A 17,480-nucleotide genomic window follows, 5' to 3' on the forward strand; every position below is an offset into this window, starting at 1 on the left:
ACATGACAAAAAACTTATTAGTAGAACTAGGACTCGAAGAGTTACCAGCCTACGTTGTCACACCAAGTGAAAAACAACTCGGCGAAAAAATGGCAGCCTTCTTGGATGACAACCGCCTTTCATATGAAGGGATTCAAACCTTCTCAACTCCACGTCGTTTAGCTGTTCGTGTACTTGGTTTAGCAGACCAACAAACAGATTTGACTGAAGATTTTAAAGGACCTTCTAAGAAAATTGCTTTGGATGCAGAAGGAAACTTTTCTAAAGCAGCACAAGGGTTTGTCCGTGGAAAAGGCCTGACTGTCGATGACATTGAATTTCGTGAAATCAAAGGTGAAGAATATGTCTACGTAACCAAGCATGAAGCTGGAAAACCAGCGGAAGAAGTTCTGACTGGAATTCCAGAAGTCTTGGCTAGCTTAAGTTTCCCTGTTAGCATGCGTTGGGCAAACAATACTTTTGAATATATCCGTCCAGTCCACACTTTGACAGTGCTTTTGGATGATGAAGCTCTTGAACTAGATTTCTTAGATATTCATTCAGGCAGAGTGAGTCGAGGACATCGCTTCCTTGGACATGAAGTTGAAATCCGTCATGCTGATAGTTACGAAGAAGACTTACGCAAAGTCTATGTCATTGCTGATAGTATTGAACGTGAAAATATGATTCGTGAACAAATCAAGGAAATTGAAGAAGAACAAGGTGTTCAAGTACAGATTGATGAAGGACTTTTAAACGAAGTCTTAAACTTGGTCGAATATCCAACCGCTTTTATGGGTAATTTTGAGCCTAAATACCTAGAAGTTCCAGAAGAAGTTTTAGTAACTTCAATGGAAACTCATCAACGTTATTTTGTTGTCCGTGATCTTGATGGAAACCTAAGACCAAACTTCATTTCAGTTCGTAACGGAAATGCTGAACACTTGGAAAATGTCATTCGAGGAAATGAGAAAGTTTTGGTTGCCCGCTTGGAAGATGGAGAATTCTTCTGGCGTGAAGACCAAAAACTCAAGATTGAAGATTTAGTTGCTAAACTTTCACACGTTACCTTCCATGAAAAGATTGGATCACTTCGTGAACACATGATTCGTACAGGGCAAATTGCTATCCTGCTAGCAGAAAAAGCTGGTCTATCAGTTGATGAATCTATTGATCTTGCTCGTGCTGCAGCCATTTATAAATTTGACCTCTTAACCGGTATGGTTGGTGAATTTGATGAGCTTCAAGGGATCATGGGTGAGAAGTATGCGATTCTTGCAGGTGAAAATGCTGCAGTGGCACAAGCAATCCGTGAACACTACCTTCCAGACTCAGCAGACGGCGCTCTTCCTGAATCTAAAGTTGGAGCAATACTTGCACTAGCCGATAAATTAGATACTCTCTTATCTTTCTTCTCTGTTGGTTTGATTCCATCTGGTTCTAACGACCCTTATGCCCTTCGTCGTGCAACACAAGGGATTGTTCGAATCTTAGAAGACTTTGGATGGAATATTCCAATGGACGAGTTGATTGCGAGTCTTTATGCTTTATCGTTTGATAGTTTAACTTACGATAACCAAGAAGAAGTGCTTAACTTTATCAAAGCTCGTGTTGATAAGATGATGGGTTCTACTGCAAAAGATATTAAAGAAGCAGTTCTCGCAAGTTCAAACTTTGTTGTCTCTGATATGATTGAAGTAGCAGAAGCTCTTTCAGAAGCTGCGAAAACTGAAGATTACAAATCATCAGTTGAGTCATTATCTCGTGCCTTTAACCTAGCAGAAAAGGCAGAAGGTTCAGTCAAAGTTGATGTAAGTCTCTTTGAAAATGAACAGGAAAAAGAACTAGCTCAAGCGGTAGAAAACCTAGAATTGAAAGGTTCAGCAAGCGATAAATTAACACAACTATTTGCTCTTAGTCCAGTTATTGATGCATTCTTTGACAATACCATGGTTATGGCAGAGGATATTGATGTTAAGAATAATCGTTTGGCTATTCTAGCTGAACTTGTCAATAAAGCAAAAACAGTGGCTGCTTTTAACCTTCTTAATACAAAATAGTAATTGAAAAATAGATTGGAGGTCCAAATATGATACCAGAAAAAATCGCTCGTATTAATGAACTTGCTAAAAAGAAAAAAACAGAAGGCTTGACTGCGGAAGAAAAAGTAGAACAAGCTAAACTTCGTGAAGAATATATCGAAGGCTATCGTCGTTCAGTACGTCACCACATTGAAGGAATCAAAATCGTAGATGAAGATGGTAATGATGTGACTCCTGAAAAACTTCGTCAAGTGCAACGAGAAAAAGGTTTACACGGCCGTAGTCTTGATGATCCGAATTCATAAATAAAAAAATTCTCGGTTTGTGTGCGAACCTAGATTTCTATTATTAAAAAGGAACCCAAAATGGTTCCTTTTTGTTAGTTATTAGTTACTAGCACCAGAAGTAGCATCTGCGCCACCACCGTGGCCGCCATCGGCTGAGTCAGAAGCGCCAGAAGTAGCATCGGCATCTCCGTGACCTCCAGCAGCAGGAGCAAAAGGTCCGCTACCGCCTACCAAACGTTGACCAGTTTCTTTCAAGTACCAGTCAAGCCATGGTTGGAAGTTAAAGACAATTTCATTGATACCAGCATATGATCCATCAGGATAGTACATAGCTTGGTAGTTGTGAGTATTGATAACACCTGCAGGTGAACCAGGAACAATTGTACGTACGTATTCTTGGTTGCCATTGCGAAGCGTACCAATAACCCACTCAACGTTTTTCATACGTGCTGGAGGGAGTGAATCATGAAGAGTAGACATACGACCGCCTGATTGGGAAGGAACTCGCTTCGCAAACATTGTATCAGGGTCTTGGTGAGCGTTGTTGTAGTAGAGGAATTGATTGTTATCGTCAGCGTATGTCAATTCAAAAGGCATAGCTTTCAAGAACATATCGATTTGGTTAACTGTAAGGATACCATGGTCAAGTTTAACGTATGTATCACCTGATACAGCTCCTGTGATTTCTGCAACTTTTTCTACCCATTGTGGATCATCAGGGTCAACTTCTGTAATAGTTGTGGCAATTGGTTTTCCACAATCCAAGTCTTCTGGTTCAATTGGTTTTGGTTTTTTCAAATTAGATACGACTCCTACGTATTTGACAAAGTTATCTAAGCAAGTTTCAAGGAATTTAACAGTTCCTTCGTTAATAATATTTCCTTTTGCATCAAAAGCTTCTTTGGCTTTTCCAAGAAGGAATTCATTACCTGGTAATGTGTAGGCATTTACTCCTGGTGCATCAAGAATTTTACGAAGGTGAACTTGAGCACGTGAAGTTCCTTGATCGTAGTATGAAGCACCCACAATCATAACTGGTTTGTTTTCAAATGGATGAACTTCGTATGAAAGCCATTCAAGGACTGACTTAAGTGAAGCAGAAATAGTGTGGTTGTGCTCTGGAGTAGCAATAATCACACCATCAGCTCGAGTAATTTTGTTGTAAAGAAGGCGTAACTGGAAGCTCTCGTCCCATTTTTCGTCTTGGTTAAACATTGGAACTTCATCGATTTCCAAAACTTCTAGTTCAAATTTAAATTTAAACTGACGGCGGATGAACTCCAAGAGTTTGCGGTTATATGATTGATCGTAGTTTGATCCAACAAGTCCAACAAATTTCATTCTTTCGATCTCCTATCTTACAAATTTTCCCAATCAAAATCTTCAGCATCTTTGCGAAGAAGCTCTTGTGCGTTACGCAATTTCTCAGTAACTTTAACAAAGATACGGAAGTCATCAAAGATGGCATCCAATTTCTTGATGACATCAAGATCTACCAAGTCACCATTTTGATCAAATGCTTGAAGAGAATGTGAAAGCAAGAATTCATCTGGGAGAACATTTGCTTTGATTTCAGGAGCATTAAGAATTTGACGAAGTTGCAATTGAGCACGTGATGAACCGAGTGTACCATATGAAGCACCTGTAATCATGACAGGTTTGTTCAAAAGCGGGAATACACCATATGAAATCCAAGCAAGAGCGCTCATAAGAACAGCTGGGATTGAGTGGTCGTATTCTGGAGTACCGATAATAACTCCATCAGCAGCTTCGATTTTAGCAGCGATTTCCGTAGCTTCAGCTGGGATTTGTTTGTCAGCTGGTTTATTAAAAACAGGTAGATCTTTAATTTCTACCAATTCGATTTCTGCTTTATCAGCAAAGTGTTTCTGCATATATTGAAGCAGTTGGCGGTTTGTGGAACGTTTTGAGTTAGTTCCTACAATAGCAATAAGTTTAAGCATGGGCTTTCCTTTCTCTTTTTGCATTATTAATGATTTATCGTTGGATACCAGATGAACAAGCTAAGCGTCCATCTTTGTCAATGAGGATGGCTTCGATACCATCAATATTTTCGACTTGCCACATAATAGAGGCGCTACGTTCGCCAAATAATCGTGTGGTCCATATCTCGCCATCGACAGAGCGTTCAGATATAATGGTTAAACTAGCTAAATCCGTTTCAATAGGATAGCCTGTTTCACTATCGAAAATGTGATGATAATCCTTGCCATTGATTTCAAGATGCCGTTCATAAATCCCAGATGTAACCACTGATTTTCCAGTAATAGACAAGGTCATCAGGTGATTACCGCGTGGATTATTTGGATCTTGAATGCCGATTTGCCACGGACGTTCATCTTTTAATTGGTTGTTCCCAATTGTAAGGATGTTTCCTCCAAGATTGATAAGAGCAGAAGTGACGCCGTTTTCTTTTAAGAAAGCTGCAACCTTATCTGCACTGTACCCCTTTGCTAAACACCCTAAGTCAATTTTCATTCCCTTTTTTTCTAGGAAAACTGTAGAATTGACTGAATCGAGTTTAATAAAATGAGGGTCTATTAGTGCTAAGGCTGAAGCAATTTCTTCAGGGCTTGCAACCTTTGCATCGGAAAAACCGATACGCCAGGTTTGAACCAAAGGCCCTATACCAATATTGAGATGACTTTTAGGTGCTAGACTGTGTTCTAGACCTAATGAAATCAGCTCAAACAAATCAGGGTGGACTTTAACTGGGGCAATACCTGCCTGATAGTTAATTTCCATTAATTCAGATTCAGTACTGTTAGCATTGAAGCGGAATTCAAGTTCCTTTAGCAAATCAAAAGCTTGACGGAGAAGATTATCGGCTTGTTCATGTACTAAGGAAATAGTAATCGTAGTTCCCATTAATCGCTCAGATGATGAACTAAGAGGCAAAGAATCAACTCCCTTCAAATCACTCGGAAATAGCTACAAATCTTAAATTAAAAAGAAATTAAGAATTTATAATTTATTTCCATATAAATAGAATATCATAAAGTCAGCGTTTTCACAAATAATTTTTTACAAAAAGTCAAGAAATATGCTTAAAAAAATAAAAACAGCTCCAAATCAATGAGGACTCTTTGAAAACAAATTGATATATCTTTCAAAAACTTTCTTAAATAACATCAAACGGGTTAAAAGTCTTGAAAACGTTCACAGATAATGGTATACTTGAAAGGTAAATAAAAAAATAAAGGTAGGATTTATCTTATGAGTAAAATCGTAGTCGTGGGTGCTAACCACGCTGGAACTGCATGTATCAACACAATGTTGGATAACTTTGGAAACGAAAACGAAATCGTTGTATTTGACCAAAACTCAAATATTTCATTCCTTGGATGTGGAATGGCTCTTTGGATCGGTGAGCAAATCGACAGTCCTGAAGGCTTGTTCTACTCTGATAAAGAAACGCTTGAAGCTAAAGGTGCGAAAATTTACATGAACTCACCAGTTCTTTCAATCGACTATGACAATAAAGTTGTAACTGCAGAGGTTGAAGGTCAAGAACACAAAGAGTCTTATGACAAATTGATCTTTGCGACTGGTTCAACTCCAATCTTGCCTCCAATCGAAGGTGTTGAAATCGTTAAGGGCAACCGCGAATTCAAAGCAACACTTGAAAATGTTCAATTTGTTAAGTTGTACCAAAACGCAGAAGAAGTTATCGAAAAACTTGCTGACAAGAGCAAACACCTTGAGCGTATCGCTGTTGTAGGTGGTGGTTACATCGGTGTTGAGCTTGCTGAAGCTTTCGAACGTCTTGGAAAAGAAGTTGTACTTGTTGATATCGTTGACACTGTATTGAACGGATACTATGACAAAGACTTCACACAAATGATGGCTAAAAACTTGGAAGACCACAACATCCGTTTGGCACTTGGTCAAACTGTTAAAGCTATCGAAGGTGAAGGAAAAGTTGAACGCTTGATCACAGACAAAGAAACATTTGATGTGGATATGGTTGTTCTTGCAGTTGGTTTCCGTCCAAACACTGCACTTGCTGATGGTAAAATCGAACTCTTCCGTAACGGTGCTTTCCTTGTTGACAAGAAACAAGAAACATCTATCCCAGGTGTATATGCTGTTGGTGACTGTGCAACTGTTTATGACAACGCTCGTAAAGACACTAGCTACATCGCTCTTGCTTCAAACGCTGTTCGTACTGGTATCGTTGGTGCTTACAACGCTTGTGGACATGAGCTTGAAGGAATCGGTGTTCAAGGATCAAACGGTATCTCAATCTATGGTCTTCACATGGTTTCAACTGGTTTGACACTTGAAAAAGCAAAAGCTGCAGGTTACAATGCAACTGAAACTGGATTTAACGACCTTCAAAAACCAGAATTTATGAAGCATGACAACTATGAAGTAGCTATCAAGATTGTCTTTGATAAAGACAGCCGTGAAATCCTTGGTGCTCAAATGGTATCTCGTGATTCAGCAATTAGCATGGGAATTCACATGTTCTCACTTGCTATTCAAGAACACGTTACAATTGATAAATTAGCATTGACAGACCTATTCTTCTTGCCACACTTCAATAAACCATACAACTACATCACAATGGCTGCACTTACAGCAGAAAAATAATTGATGATATGTCAATAAAAAAGTAACTTCAACTATTGAAGTTACTTTTTTATTTTAAGGTTAAGAAACCTCGTCTCTTGCTGGGAAAGTAAACCCTTCTCCAAGGATTTCGTGAGCTTCCGTGATAGTGATAAAGGCCATCGGATCAACTGTATGAATCATTTCTTTCATCTTCACGATTTCATTTCTTGCGACAATACAGTAAATAATCTTTAAGTCCTTTTGGCTATAGTAGCCTTGTCCTGAGATAAAGGTAACACCACGACCGAGTTCTTTGTTAATTTTATCGGCTAATTCCAACGGTTTTTGAGTGATAATCATAAATCCTTTTCCAGCATATCCACCTTCGCCAATCAAGTCGATAACTCTAGAGACAATGAAGTCAAATAAGAGAGTATAGGTTACAAGACGTAGGTCTTGGAAGATGATTAAAATCAGCATCAGAATTAGAAAATCAAGTCCAAAAAGCAATTTTCCAACAGAGATATTGGTGTATTTATTAAGGATACGAGCGACGATATCAGTACCACCAGTTGTTCCACCCGCGTTGAAAATAACACCAAGTCCAACACCTAGGAGGACACCAGCTACTAAAGCAACCACAACGAGATCTCCTTCAAGGTTAAACTGAAGAGGAATCTTCTCAAAGATAGCTAACCAGACGGAGACGGCAATGGTTCCAAGTAGACTGGAATATAGTGATCTTAGTCCAAATATTTTCCAAGCTAGTAGGAAGAGAGGGATATTAATCAAGATATTCATCAGCGAAATAGGGATGTTAAAGAGGTAATAGGTAATCAAGGTTATCCCTGTTGCTCCACCTTCGAACAAGTGATGTGGAACAACAAAATAAGTAAGTCCGAAGGCGAAGATAGCAGCTCCGAATATAATAGTTATAGTTGGTTTAATATGCCGTAGCATTGAGCTCCCCTCCTATTTTTGTGTAAAAGTGAAGTAATAATATTTTTAAAATAAGACTGATATTACAACCTCATGGATTCAATTTTCTCGGAATCAGGTGTAACACGAAGAGTTTTTTGACCGGTATAGGTAACAAAACCAGGTTTTCCACCAGTCGGTTTATTGAGTTTTTTAACCTCAATCATATCCACTTGAACGAGATTAGAAAGACGTCCTTTCGAATAGTAGGCTGCGAGTTCTGCAGCATCCGTCTTGACTTCGTCAGAAGGATTGAGATTGCCTGAGATGACTACGTGGCTTCCTGGGATATCCTTAGCATGGAACCAAAGTTCTTCTTTCCTCGCAATCTTAAAGGTTAATTCCTCGTTTTGAAGATTGTTTCGTCCAACGAGAATAATGGTTTTCCCATCGCTAGCCAGATATTTCTCTGGCTTTTTACGCTTTTGAATTTTTTCGCGTTGGCGTCTTCTAATAAAGCCTGTTTGAATTAATTCTTCACGAATTTCAGCAATTTCATCTAATCCAGCTTGGTTGAGAACTGTCTCAACGCTTTCCAGATAAAGAATAGTAGATTTTGTTTCTTCGATTAATTCAGTCAGATATTTCACAGCCTCTTTTAACTTCTGATATCGTTTAAAGTATTTTTGAGCATTTTGACTAGGTGTTAAGGCCTTATCAAGCGCGATTGTAATTGGCTGATTGGTGTAATAATTGTCTAAGACAACTTGGTCTTGGTCATTTGGAACTTGATGAAGAAAAGTCGTTAGTAACTCACCTTTTTGTCGGAATTCCTCAGCATTTTCAGTAGCCTGTAGTTCTTTTTCTTGCTTCTTAAGCTTTTGACGATTTTTTTGTAGTTCATTTTCAACACGACGAATGAGTTCACTAGCCTGTTGTTTGACGCGATCGCGTTCTGCCTTATCCTTGTAAAAAACATCAAGAAGTTGAGATAAGCTTGAAAAACGTCCTTCAATTTTAGTTGAAAAAGGGACACAAGAAAAAGACTTATCAGTTAAGCATGGGTTGGTTTCTTGCTTAAAAAAGTCACGAAAATTAGAAAGCCTATCATCAGTTAATAAATTCTCTAATTCAATTGCCGTATCACGGCCTAAACCTTGAAAGAGGCTTTGAAGGTTTTTAGCTGTCAATTCCTGTGTTTGTAGGATTTCAAAAAGTTTTTCATCCTTGATGGTAAAAGGATTGAGGGCCTCTGTACTTGGTGGGGCTATGTAAGTTGCACCAGGTAGGAGTGTACGGTAACTATTTTGAGAGAAACCAATGTGCTTGATAACTTCAAGAACTTTGCTGCTAGACTTATCTACGAGGAGGATATTACTATGTTTACCCATAACCTCAATGATGAGGGTGGCTTGAATATCGTCCCCAATCTCATTCTTGTTAGAAACAGTGATTTCAACGATTCGATCGTTTTCAATCTGGTCGATAGACTCGATAACAGCACCCTGTAAATATTTCCTTAAAACCATGATAAAGGTAGAAGGTTGAGCAGGGTTTTCAAAAGTCGTTTCTGTCAACTGGATGCGTCCAAATACAGGATGCGCAGAAAGGAGCAAGCGATGACTTTGACGATTGCTACGGATTTGTAAGACCAATTCTTGGTCAAAGGGTTGATTAATCTTTTGAATGCGACCGTTTAGTAGTTCAGCTCGCAATTCCTCAACCATGTGGTGTAAAAAAAATCCATCAAATGACATTGTTTTCTCCTCTTGAATGTATTCCATAGTATTATATCAAAAAGGTAGAATAAAATCATAGAAATATGGTATAATAAAGCCAAGTAAAGAGAATCGAGAAACGCATGTATATTGAAATGGTAGATGAAACTGGTCAGGTTTCTAAAGAAATTTTAAAGCAAACTCAAGAAATTTTGGAATTTGCTGCCAAAAAGTTAGGAAAAGAAGACAAGGAGATGGCAGTAACTTTTGTGACCAATGAACGGAGCCATGAACTCAATCTAGAGTTTCGTGCTACTGACCGTCCAACAGATGTTATTAGCCTTGAATATAAACCTGAATTAGAGATTACCTTTGACGAAGAGGATTTGGCAGAAGATCCTGACTTAGCAGAAATGATGTCAGAATTTGATTCTTATATCGGCGAGTTATTCATTTCAATTGATAAAGCGCATGAGCAAGCTGAAGAGTACGGTCATAGTTTCGAACGTGAAATGGGCTTTTTAGCTGTGCACGGTTTTTTACACATAAACGGTTATGATCACTACACTCTGGAAGAAGAAGCGGAGATGTTCGGTTTACAAGAAGAAATTTTAACAGCCTATGGACTCACAAGACAATAAACGAAAATGGAAGAATCGCGACTTGCTTTCAAGTTTAGATTTTGCCCTGACAGGTATTTTTACTGCCATAAAAGAAGAGCGTAATATGAGAAAGCATGCAGTGACTTCTCTCTTAGTTCTACTTGCAGGCATTGTTTTTCAAGTTTCCAGAATTGAATGGCTCTTTCTCCTATTAAGCATTTTTTTAGTAATTGCTTTTGAGATTTTGAATTCTGCTATTGAAAATGTAGTGGATTTGGCTAGCCATTATCACTTCGATATGCTTGCAAAGAAGGCTAAAGACATGGCTGCAGGTGCAGTTCTTGTTGTGTCTTTATTTGCTGCAGTGACTGGACTTATCATTTTCATCCCTAGGATTTGGGATTTGCTATTTTAAACATTATAGAGGTAACTATGACATTTAAATCAGGCTTTGTAGCTATTTTAGGACGTCCCAATGTTGGGAAGTCAACTTTTTTGAACCACGTCATGGGGCAAAAAATTGCCATCATGAGTGATAAGGCGCAGACAACGCGCAACAAGATTATGGGAATCTACACGACCGATAAGGAACAGATTGTCTTTATCGATACGCCAGGGATTCACAAACCTAAGACAGCCCTTGGAGACTTCATGGTAGAGTCGGCCTATAGTACTCTTCGGGAAGTCGATACGGTTCTCTTTATGGTGCCGGCAGATGAACCACGTGGGAAGGGTGACGATATGATCATCGAACGCCTCAAGGCTGCTAAAGTACCAGTCATTCTCGTGGTAAACAAGATTGACAAGGTTCATCCAGATCAACTCTTGGCTCAAATCGATGATTTCCGTAATCAGATGGACTTTAAGGAAATTGTTCCGATTTCAGCCCTTCAAGGAAATAATGTTTCGCGTTTGATTGATATTTTGAGCGAAAACTTAGAAGAAGGTTTCCAATATTTCCCATCAGATCAAATCACCGATCACCCAGAACGTTTCCTAGTATCAGAGATGATTCGTGAAAAAGTGTTACACTTAACGCGTGAGGAAATTCCACACTCAGTTGCAGTAGTGGTTGATTCTATGAAACGAGATGAAGAGACTGACAAGGTTCATATCCGAGCGACCATTATGGTCGAGCGTGACAGCCAAAAAGGGATTATCATCGGTAAAGGCGGTTCCATGCTCAAGAAAATTGGAACCATGGCTCGTAAAGATATCGAACTCATGCTAGGAGACAAGGTCTTCCTAGAAACATGGGTCAAGGTTAAGAAAAATTGGCGCGATAAGAAATTAGATCTTGCCGATTTTGGTTACAACGAAAAAGAATATTAAGAAGAGGTGGGCAGGAGCCTGCTTCTTGTTTTTAAAGAAGGAGGAACTATGCCTGAATTACCAGAAGTTGAGACTGTCCGACGTGGTCTGGAAAAATTAATTCTGGGGAAGAAGATTTCAAACATTGACATTCGTTACCCCAAGATGATTAAAACTGATTTGGATGAATTTCAAAAGGAAATGCCTGGTCAAGTCATTCAATCAATGGGACGTCGTGGCAAGTATTTACTTTTCTATTTATCCGACAAAGTTCTAATCTCTCATTTGAGAATGGAAGGCAAGTATTTTTATTACCCAGACCAAGTGCCAGAACGTAAACACGCCCATGTTTTGATTCATTTTGAGGATGGCGGAACTTTAGTCTATGAGGATGTCCGTAAATTTGGTACCTTGGAACTGTTAGCACCCGAACTCTTGGATTCTTACTTTATTTCAAAAAAACTTGGTCCGGAACCGACTGAGAAGGATTTTGATTTAGGGAGTTTTAAACTTGCCTTGAAAAAATCTAAAAAACCAATCAAATCGCATCTTCTCGACCAGACTTTGGTTGCAGGGTTGGGAAATATCTATGTTGATGAAGTTCTTTGGAGAGCGAAAGTCCATCCTTCTAGAACCTCTAATAGTTTAACAGCACAAGAGGCTAGAAAAGTCCATGATGAAACGATCAATGTTTTAGGTCAGGCGGTTGAAAAGGGTGGTTCAACAATTCGTACTTATACCAATGCATTTGGAGAAGATGGCACCATGCAGGAATTCCATCAAGTATACGACAAGGCAGGTCAAGCTTGTTCGCGTTGTGAAACCATCATCGAAAAAATTCAACTAGGTGGTCGTGGAACCCACTTTTGTCCTAAGTGTCAAAGGAGGAAGTGATGGGGAAAATAATCGGAATCACCGGTGGTATTGCGTCAGGGAAGTCCACTGTCACAGAATTTTTAAGACAAAAAGGGTTTCAAGTTGTAGATGCGGATGCAGTCGTCCACCAACTACAAAAACCTGGTGGACGACTCTATCAGGTTTTAGTGGAGCATTTTGGGGAGAAAATCCTTCTTGAAAATGGTGAACTGAATCGCCCCTTGCTTGCTAGCCTTATTTTTTCAAATCCTGAAGTGCAAGAATGGTCTAAGAGAACCCAAGGCGAGATTATTCGTGAGGAGTTAGCTGCATTACGAAATCAGTTGGCTCAGACAGAAGCTCTCTTTTTCATTGATATTCCCCTGCTTTTTGAGCAGAACTATGCTTCATGGTTTGACGAAACTTGGCTAGTCTATGTAAATCGTGATGTTCAATTGGAGCGATTAATGAAACGGGACCAAATTTCAAAAGAAGCAGCTGAATCCCGTTTAAACTCTCAATGGCCTTTAGAAAGAAAAATTAGTCTGGCTAGTCACAGTCTAGATAATAATGGAAATCGGGAACAGTTGATAGCTCAAGTAGTTAAGTTGCTTGAAGAAATGTGTCTATAAATTAACATTGTTAGAAAGGAGAATTTTGGTATTGTTTGTTCAAATCATCTTAGATTGAAATAGTATCAAATACAAAAAATCTAGTGCGTGTAAAAATTAATCTAAAATGCTCCTCTTGTGGCAGCATGAATTATCTAACCAGTAAGAACTCCAAAACTCATCCAGATAAGATTGAAGTCTTAAAGTATTGTCCCAAAGAAAGAAAAGTGACTCTACATCTTGAATCTAAGTAGAAATTATGGTAGAATAATAGGGATTTTAAGGAGTTTGATATGTATAACCTATTATTAACCATTTTATTAGTATTATCTGTTGTGATTGTGATTGCAATTTTTATGCAACCAACTAAAAATCAATCTAGCAATGTATTTGATGCCAGCTCAGGTGATTTGTTTGAACGTAGCAAAGCGCGTGGATTTGAAGCCGTAATGCAACGTTTGACAGGAATCTTAGTCTTTTTCTGGCTAGCCATTGCCTTAGCATTGACGATATTATCAAGTAGATAAGAAAATAATGGGCGGGACTAGGTCTTTGCCTATTTTTATTTTTATACTCTTCAAAAATCTCTTCAAACCACGTCAGCTTACATCTGCAACCTCAAAACGGTGTTTTGAGCAACCTGCGCCTAGCTTTCTAGTTTGCTCTTTGATTTTTATTGAGTATTAAGTGATGTTTGAGAAGGTTTTACACTAAAAAAAATTTAACAATCTAGAAAGAAAACATGAAAGATAGAATAAAAGAATATTTAAAAGAAAAGGGACGAGTCACTGTCAATGACTTGGCCCAAGCTCTTGGAAAGGATGGTTCCAAGGACTTTCGAGAGCTCATTAAAACCTTGTCCCTGATGGAGAGAAAGCACCAAATTCGCTTTGAAGAAGATGGTAGTCTCACCTTGGACCAAAAGAAGAAACACGAGATTACTCTTAAAGGAACTTTTCATGCCCATAAAAATGGCTTCGGCTTTGTTAGTCTTGAAGGCGAGGAAGACGATCTTTTTGTAGGAAAAAATGATGTTAACTATGCTATTGATGGCGATACTGTTGAAATTATAATCAAGAAGGTTGCGGATCGCCAAAAAGGAACTGCAGCTGAAGCAAAAATTATCGATATTTTAGAACACAGTTTGACGACGGTTGTTGGTCAAATCGTTCTTGATGAGGAAAAACCCAAGTATGCAGGTTACATCCGTTCAAAAAATCAAAAGATTAGTCAACCAATCTACGTTAAGAAGCCAGCTATTCAATTAGACGGTACAGAAGTTCTCAAGGTCTTTATCGATAAGTACCCAAGTAAGAAACACGATTTCTTTGTCGCTAGTGTGCTAGATGTGGTTGGACATTCTACAGATGCAGGAATTGATGTCCTCGAGGTCTTGGAATCAATGGACATTGTATCTGAGTTTCCAGAGGTTGTTCTCAAAGAGGCAGAAAATGTGCCAGACGCTCCATCAGAGAAGGATCTGGAAGGTCGTCTGGACTTAAGAGATGAAATTACCTTTACCATTGATGGGGCTGATGCAAAAGACTTGGATGATGCTGTTCATATCAAACCATTGAAAAATGGAAATTTTGAACTTGGAGTTCATATCGCTGATGTCTCTTACTATGTGACAGAGGGTTCTGCTCTTGACAAAGAAGCTCTCAATCGTGCGACCTCTGTCTATGTGACAGACCGTGTGGTCCCAATGCTGCCAGAGCGCCTCTCAAACGGTATCTGTTCTCTTAACCCTCAAGTGGACCGCTTGACCCAGTCTGCTATTATGGAAATTGATAAACATGGTCGTGTTCGTAATTATACGATTACACAGACTGTTATCAAGACAAGTTTCCGTATGACCTATAGTGATGTCAATGACATCCTAGCAGGTGACGAGGAGAAGAGACAAGACTATAAGAAAATTGTTCCTAGTATCGAACTTATGGCCAAACTCCATGAGACTTTGGAAAGTATGCGAATTAAGCGTGGTGCTTTAAATTTTGATACCAATGAAGCTAAGATTTTAGTCGATAAAAAAGGCAAGCCAGTTGATATTGTTCTTCGTCATCGTGGTGTTGCTGAACGTATGATTGAGTCCTTTATGTTGATTGCTAACGAAACAGTTGCCGAGCACTTTAGCAAGCTGGAACTTCCTTTTATTTATCGAATTCACGAGGAGCCTAAAGCTGAAAAAGTTCAGAAATTTATTGATTACGCTTCAAGTTTTGGATTACGAATCTATGGGACTGCCAGTGAGATAAGCCAGGAAGCCCTTCAAGACATCATGAGTGCTGTTGAAGGCGAGCCATATGCGGATGTATTGTCCATGATGCTTCTCCGCTCGATGCAGCAGGCTAGATATTCTGAACATAATCACGGTCACTATGGATTAGCTGCAGACTACTACACTCACTTTACCAGCCCCATTCGTCGTTATCCTGACCTTCTTGTTCACCGGATGATTCGTGACTATGGACGTTCTAAGGATGTAGCAGAGCATTTTGAACAGGTTATTCCAGAGATTGCGACCCAGTCTTCCAACCGTGAGCGACGTGCTATCGAGGCAGAGCGTGAAGTCGAAGCCATGAAAAAAGCTGAATACATGGAAGAGTACGTTGGTGAAGAGTATGATGCAGTTGTTTCAAGTATTGTTAAATTTGGTCTTTTTGTTGAATTACCAAATACAGTTGAGGGATTGATTCACATTACCAATCTACCTGAATTTTACCATTTTAATGAACGCGATTTAACCCTCCGTGGGGAGAAATCAGGTATTACCTTCCGAGTGGGACAACAGATACGTATTCGTGTCGAAAGAGCCGATAAGATGACTGGTGAGATCGATTTCTCCTTTATTCCAAGTGAATTTGATATCATTGAAAAAGGTTTGAAAGGCTCTGGTCGTAAGGATAGAGGGCGTCGTTCAGATAAGAAAGAAGACAAGAGAAAATCTGGTCGCTTAGGTGATAAGCGCAAGCATTCTCCAAAAGACAAGAAGAAAAAGAGCAAGAAACCTTTTTACAAGGAAGTAGCAAAGAAAGGAGCCAAGCATGGCAAAGGGCGAGGGAAAGGTCGTCGCGCAAAATAAAAAGGCGCACCACGACTATACAATCGTAGATACGCTAGAAGCAGGAATGGTCCTGACAGGAACAGAAATCAAGAGTGTTCGAGCTGCTCGCATCAATCTGAAGGATGGATTTGCCCAAGTGAAAAATGGGGAAGTTTGGCTGAGCAATGTGCATATTGCACCCTATGAAGAAGGAAATATCTGGAATCAGGAACCCGAACGTCGTCGTAAACTCCTGCTCCATAAGAAACAAATCCAGAAATTGGAGCAAGAAACCAAAGGGACAGGGATGACCTTGGTTCCTCTTAAAGTTTATATCAAAGATGGCTATGCCAAGTTACTTTTAGGACTTGCTAAAGGGAAGCATGATTACGATAAACGTGAGTCAATTAAACGTCGTGAACAAGATCGTGATATTGCGCGTGTCATGAAAGCTATTAACCACCGATAGAAAGAGTGAAGAATATGGAAAAACTAGTTGCCTACAAACGCATGCCTGTCTGGAATAAAGACACCATGCCAGAGGCTGTTCAAAGAAAACACAATACTAAGGTCGGAACCTGGGGCAAGATTACCGTATTAAAAGGGACTCTTAAGTTTATTGAGTTGACCGAGGAGGGAGAAATTATAGCTGAGCACCTCTTTGAAGCAGGTGCTGATAACCCTATGGCGCAACCGCAAGCCTGGCACCGAGTAGAGGCCGCAACAGACGATGTAGAATGGTACTTGGAATTTTATTGTAAAGCAGAGGATTATTTCCCCAAGAAATACAATACTAATCCAGTCCATTCGGAAGTCTTAGAAGCTATGGATACAGTAAAACCATGTAAGGCACTAGACCTAGGATGTGGTCAAGGAAGAAATGCACTCTTTCTAGCTCAACAAGGCTTTGATGTCACAGCTGTAGATCAAAATGAGCTATCTCTTGAAATCTTGCAAAGCATTGTGGAGCAAGAAGATATAGAAATGCCTGTAGGTCTCTACGATATCAATTCGACTAGCATTGGACAAACTTATGATTTTATCGTATCAACGGTTGTTCTTATGTTTTTACAAGCAGATCGCATTCCAGCTATTATTCAAAACATGCAGGAACAAACCTCAATTGGAGGTTACAATTTGATTGTGTGTGCCATGGATACGGAAGATTATCCATGTTCTGTTAATTTCCCCTTTACCTTCAAAGAGGGTGAGTTGGCAAATTACTACAAGGACTGGGAATTAGTGAAGTACAATGAAAATCCTGGTCATCTCCACCGTCGTGATGAAAACGGAAATCGTATCCAACTACGCTTTGCAACGATGTTGGCTAAAAAAGTAAAATAAATGTATAAAAGGAATAGAGAGCAGTAGTTTTCTATTCCTTATTTGTTACCCTAATAAGAAAGGAAAATCTCAATTTATGCTATACTAGAAGTAGGAGAAGTCGATGAAATTAAACAGAATTGCGATAGTTTTTCAACGATTCTGATCGACCACTATTCTTTCAGACTTTTTTGTCTAGGAGGTCTTAAG

General features: G+C 39.2%; 18 protein-coding genes. 13 read left to right on the plus strand and 5 right to left on the minus strand.

The window, feature by feature from the left end:
• Positions 1-2: 2 nt before the first annotated feature.
• Both glyS and ACXYSM_RS02935 read left to right on the plus strand, forming a co-directional pair.
• Positions 3-2,039 (plus strand): glycine--tRNA ligase subunit beta, encoded by a 2,037-nt coding sequence (glyS, locus tag ACXYSM_RS02930; protein ID WP_458634300.1) that lies wholly within the window; start codon positions 3-5, stop codon positions 2,037-2,039.
• Between the two features lie 29 nt (positions 2,040-2,068).
• Positions 2,069-2,326, plus strand: a complete 258-nt coding sequence (locus tag ACXYSM_RS02935; RefSeq protein ID WP_225750418.1) for a DUF896 family protein — start codon at positions 2,069-2,071, stop codon at positions 2,324-2,326.
• Positions 2,327-2,407: 81 nt separating this feature from the next.
• Here the strand turns inward: ACXYSM_RS02935 and ACXYSM_RS02940 are convergent, their stop codons facing one another.
• Genes ACXYSM_RS02940 through ACXYSM_RS02950 form a run of 3 tightly spaced genes read right to left on the minus strand, consistent with a single transcriptional unit; the run spans position 2,408 to position 5,227 of the window.
• On the minus strand, positions 2,408-3,649 hold the full coding sequence (locus ACXYSM_RS02940) for an NAD(P)H-dependent oxidoreductase (protein WP_458634301.1): 1,242 nt from the start codon (positions 3,647-3,649) through the stop codon (positions 2,408-2,410).
• A 17-nt stretch (positions 3,650-3,666) separates the two neighbouring features.
• Positions 3,667-4,272: an NADPH-dependent FMN reductase gene (locus tag ACXYSM_RS02945; protein ID WP_004252640.1), complete on the minus strand. Its 606-nt coding sequence runs from the start codon at positions 4,270-4,272 to the stop codon at positions 3,667-3,669.
• Between the two features lie 34 nt (positions 4,273-4,306).
• On the minus strand, positions 4,307-5,227 hold the full coding sequence (locus ACXYSM_RS02950; protein WP_458634697.1) for an FAD:protein FMN transferase: 921 nt from the start codon (positions 5,225-5,227) through the stop codon (positions 4,307-4,309).
• Positions 5,228-5,545: 318 nt separating this feature from the next.
• Here ACXYSM_RS02950 and nox point away from each other — a divergent pair, with 318 nt between their 5' ends.
• Positions 5,546-6,925, plus strand: a complete 1,380-nt coding sequence (gene nox, locus ACXYSM_RS02955) for a H2O-forming NADH oxidase (protein ID WP_458634302.1) — start codon at positions 5,546-5,548, stop codon at positions 6,923-6,925.
• A gap of 60 nt (positions 6,926-6,985) precedes the next feature.
• On the opposite strand, the gene ACXYSM_RS02960 is transcribed toward nox, so the two are convergent.
• Complete coding sequence (locus ACXYSM_RS02960; RefSeq protein WP_458634303.1) at positions 6,986-7,846, minus strand: YitT family protein; 861 nt, start codon at positions 7,844-7,846, stop codon at positions 6,986-6,988.
• 62 nt (positions 7,847-7,908) lie between these two features.
• Entirely contained in the window at positions 7,909-9,561 is a 1,653-nt protein-coding gene (locus ACXYSM_RS02965) for an Rqc2 family fibronectin-binding protein (protein WP_458634304.1), read from the minus strand.
• A 104-nt stretch (positions 9,562-9,665) separates the two neighbouring features.
• On the opposite strand from ACXYSM_RS02965, the gene ybeY reads away from it, so the two are divergent.
• From ybeY to tehB, 10 genes are all read left to right on the plus strand, one after another.
• The gene (gene ybeY, locus ACXYSM_RS02970) at positions 9,666-10,163 is read left to right on the plus strand and encodes an rRNA maturation RNase YbeY (protein ID WP_458634305.1); all 498 of its coding nucleotides are present in this window, start codon (positions 9,666-9,668) and stop codon (positions 10,161-10,163) included.
• Positions 10,144-10,539 carry a diacylglycerol kinase family protein gene (locus tag ACXYSM_RS02975; protein ID WP_004252647.1) on the plus strand — a complete coding sequence of 132 codons (396 nt, stop codon included), beginning with the start codon at positions 10,144-10,146 and terminating at the stop codon, positions 10,537-10,539. The genes ybeY and ACXYSM_RS02975 overlap by 20 nt, the downstream gene beginning before the upstream one ends.
• A 17-nt stretch (positions 10,540-10,556) precedes the next feature.
• Positions 10,557-11,456 (plus strand): GTPase Era, encoded by a 900-nt coding sequence (gene era / locus ACXYSM_RS02980; RefSeq protein ID WP_458634306.1) that lies wholly within the window; start codon positions 10,557-10,559, stop codon positions 11,454-11,456.
• Between the two features lie 48 nt (positions 11,457-11,504).
• Complete coding sequence (mutM, locus tag ACXYSM_RS02985; protein WP_458634307.1) at positions 11,505-12,329, plus strand: DNA-formamidopyrimidine glycosylase; 825 nt, start codon at positions 11,505-11,507, stop codon at positions 12,327-12,329.
• The gene (gene coaE / locus ACXYSM_RS02990) at positions 12,329-12,922 is read left to right on the plus strand and encodes a dephospho-CoA kinase (protein ID WP_458634308.1); all 594 of its coding nucleotides are present in this window, start codon (positions 12,329-12,331) and stop codon (positions 12,920-12,922) included. Before mutM ends, coaE begins: the two co-directional genes overlap by 1 nt.
• 83 nt (positions 12,923-13,005) lie before the next feature.
• Positions 13,006-13,155, plus strand: coding sequence for a 50S ribosomal protein L33 (rpmG, locus tag ACXYSM_RS02995; protein WP_007519517.1), 150 nt, complete (start codon positions 13,006-13,008; stop codon positions 13,153-13,155).
• A gap of 39 nt (positions 13,156-13,194) precedes the next feature.
• Positions 13,195-13,428, plus strand: coding sequence for a preprotein translocase subunit SecG (gene secG / locus ACXYSM_RS03000; protein WP_373074236.1), 234 nt, complete (start codon positions 13,195-13,197; stop codon positions 13,426-13,428).
• A 215-nt stretch (positions 13,429-13,643) separates the two neighbouring features.
• Positions 13,644-15,986 carry a ribonuclease R gene (rnr, locus tag ACXYSM_RS03005; RefSeq protein ID WP_458634309.1) on the plus strand — a complete coding sequence of 781 codons (2,343 nt, stop codon included), beginning with the start codon at positions 13,644-13,646 and terminating at the stop codon, positions 15,984-15,986.
• Positions 15,949-16,416, plus strand: coding sequence for an SsrA-binding protein SmpB (smpB, locus tag ACXYSM_RS03010; RefSeq protein ID WP_458634310.1), 468 nt, complete (start codon positions 15,949-15,951; stop codon positions 16,414-16,416). The genes rnr and smpB overlap by 38 nt, the downstream gene beginning before the upstream one ends.
• A 14-nt stretch (positions 16,417-16,430) precedes the next feature.
• A complete protein-coding gene (tehB, locus tag ACXYSM_RS03015; protein WP_458634311.1) occupies positions 16,431-17,291 on the plus strand; it encodes an SAM-dependent methyltransferase TehB in 861 nt (286 codons plus the stop codon).
• Positions 17,292-17,480: the final 189 nt, after the last annotated feature.

It is taken from the genome of Streptococcus sp. V940, from assembly GCF_054353495.1.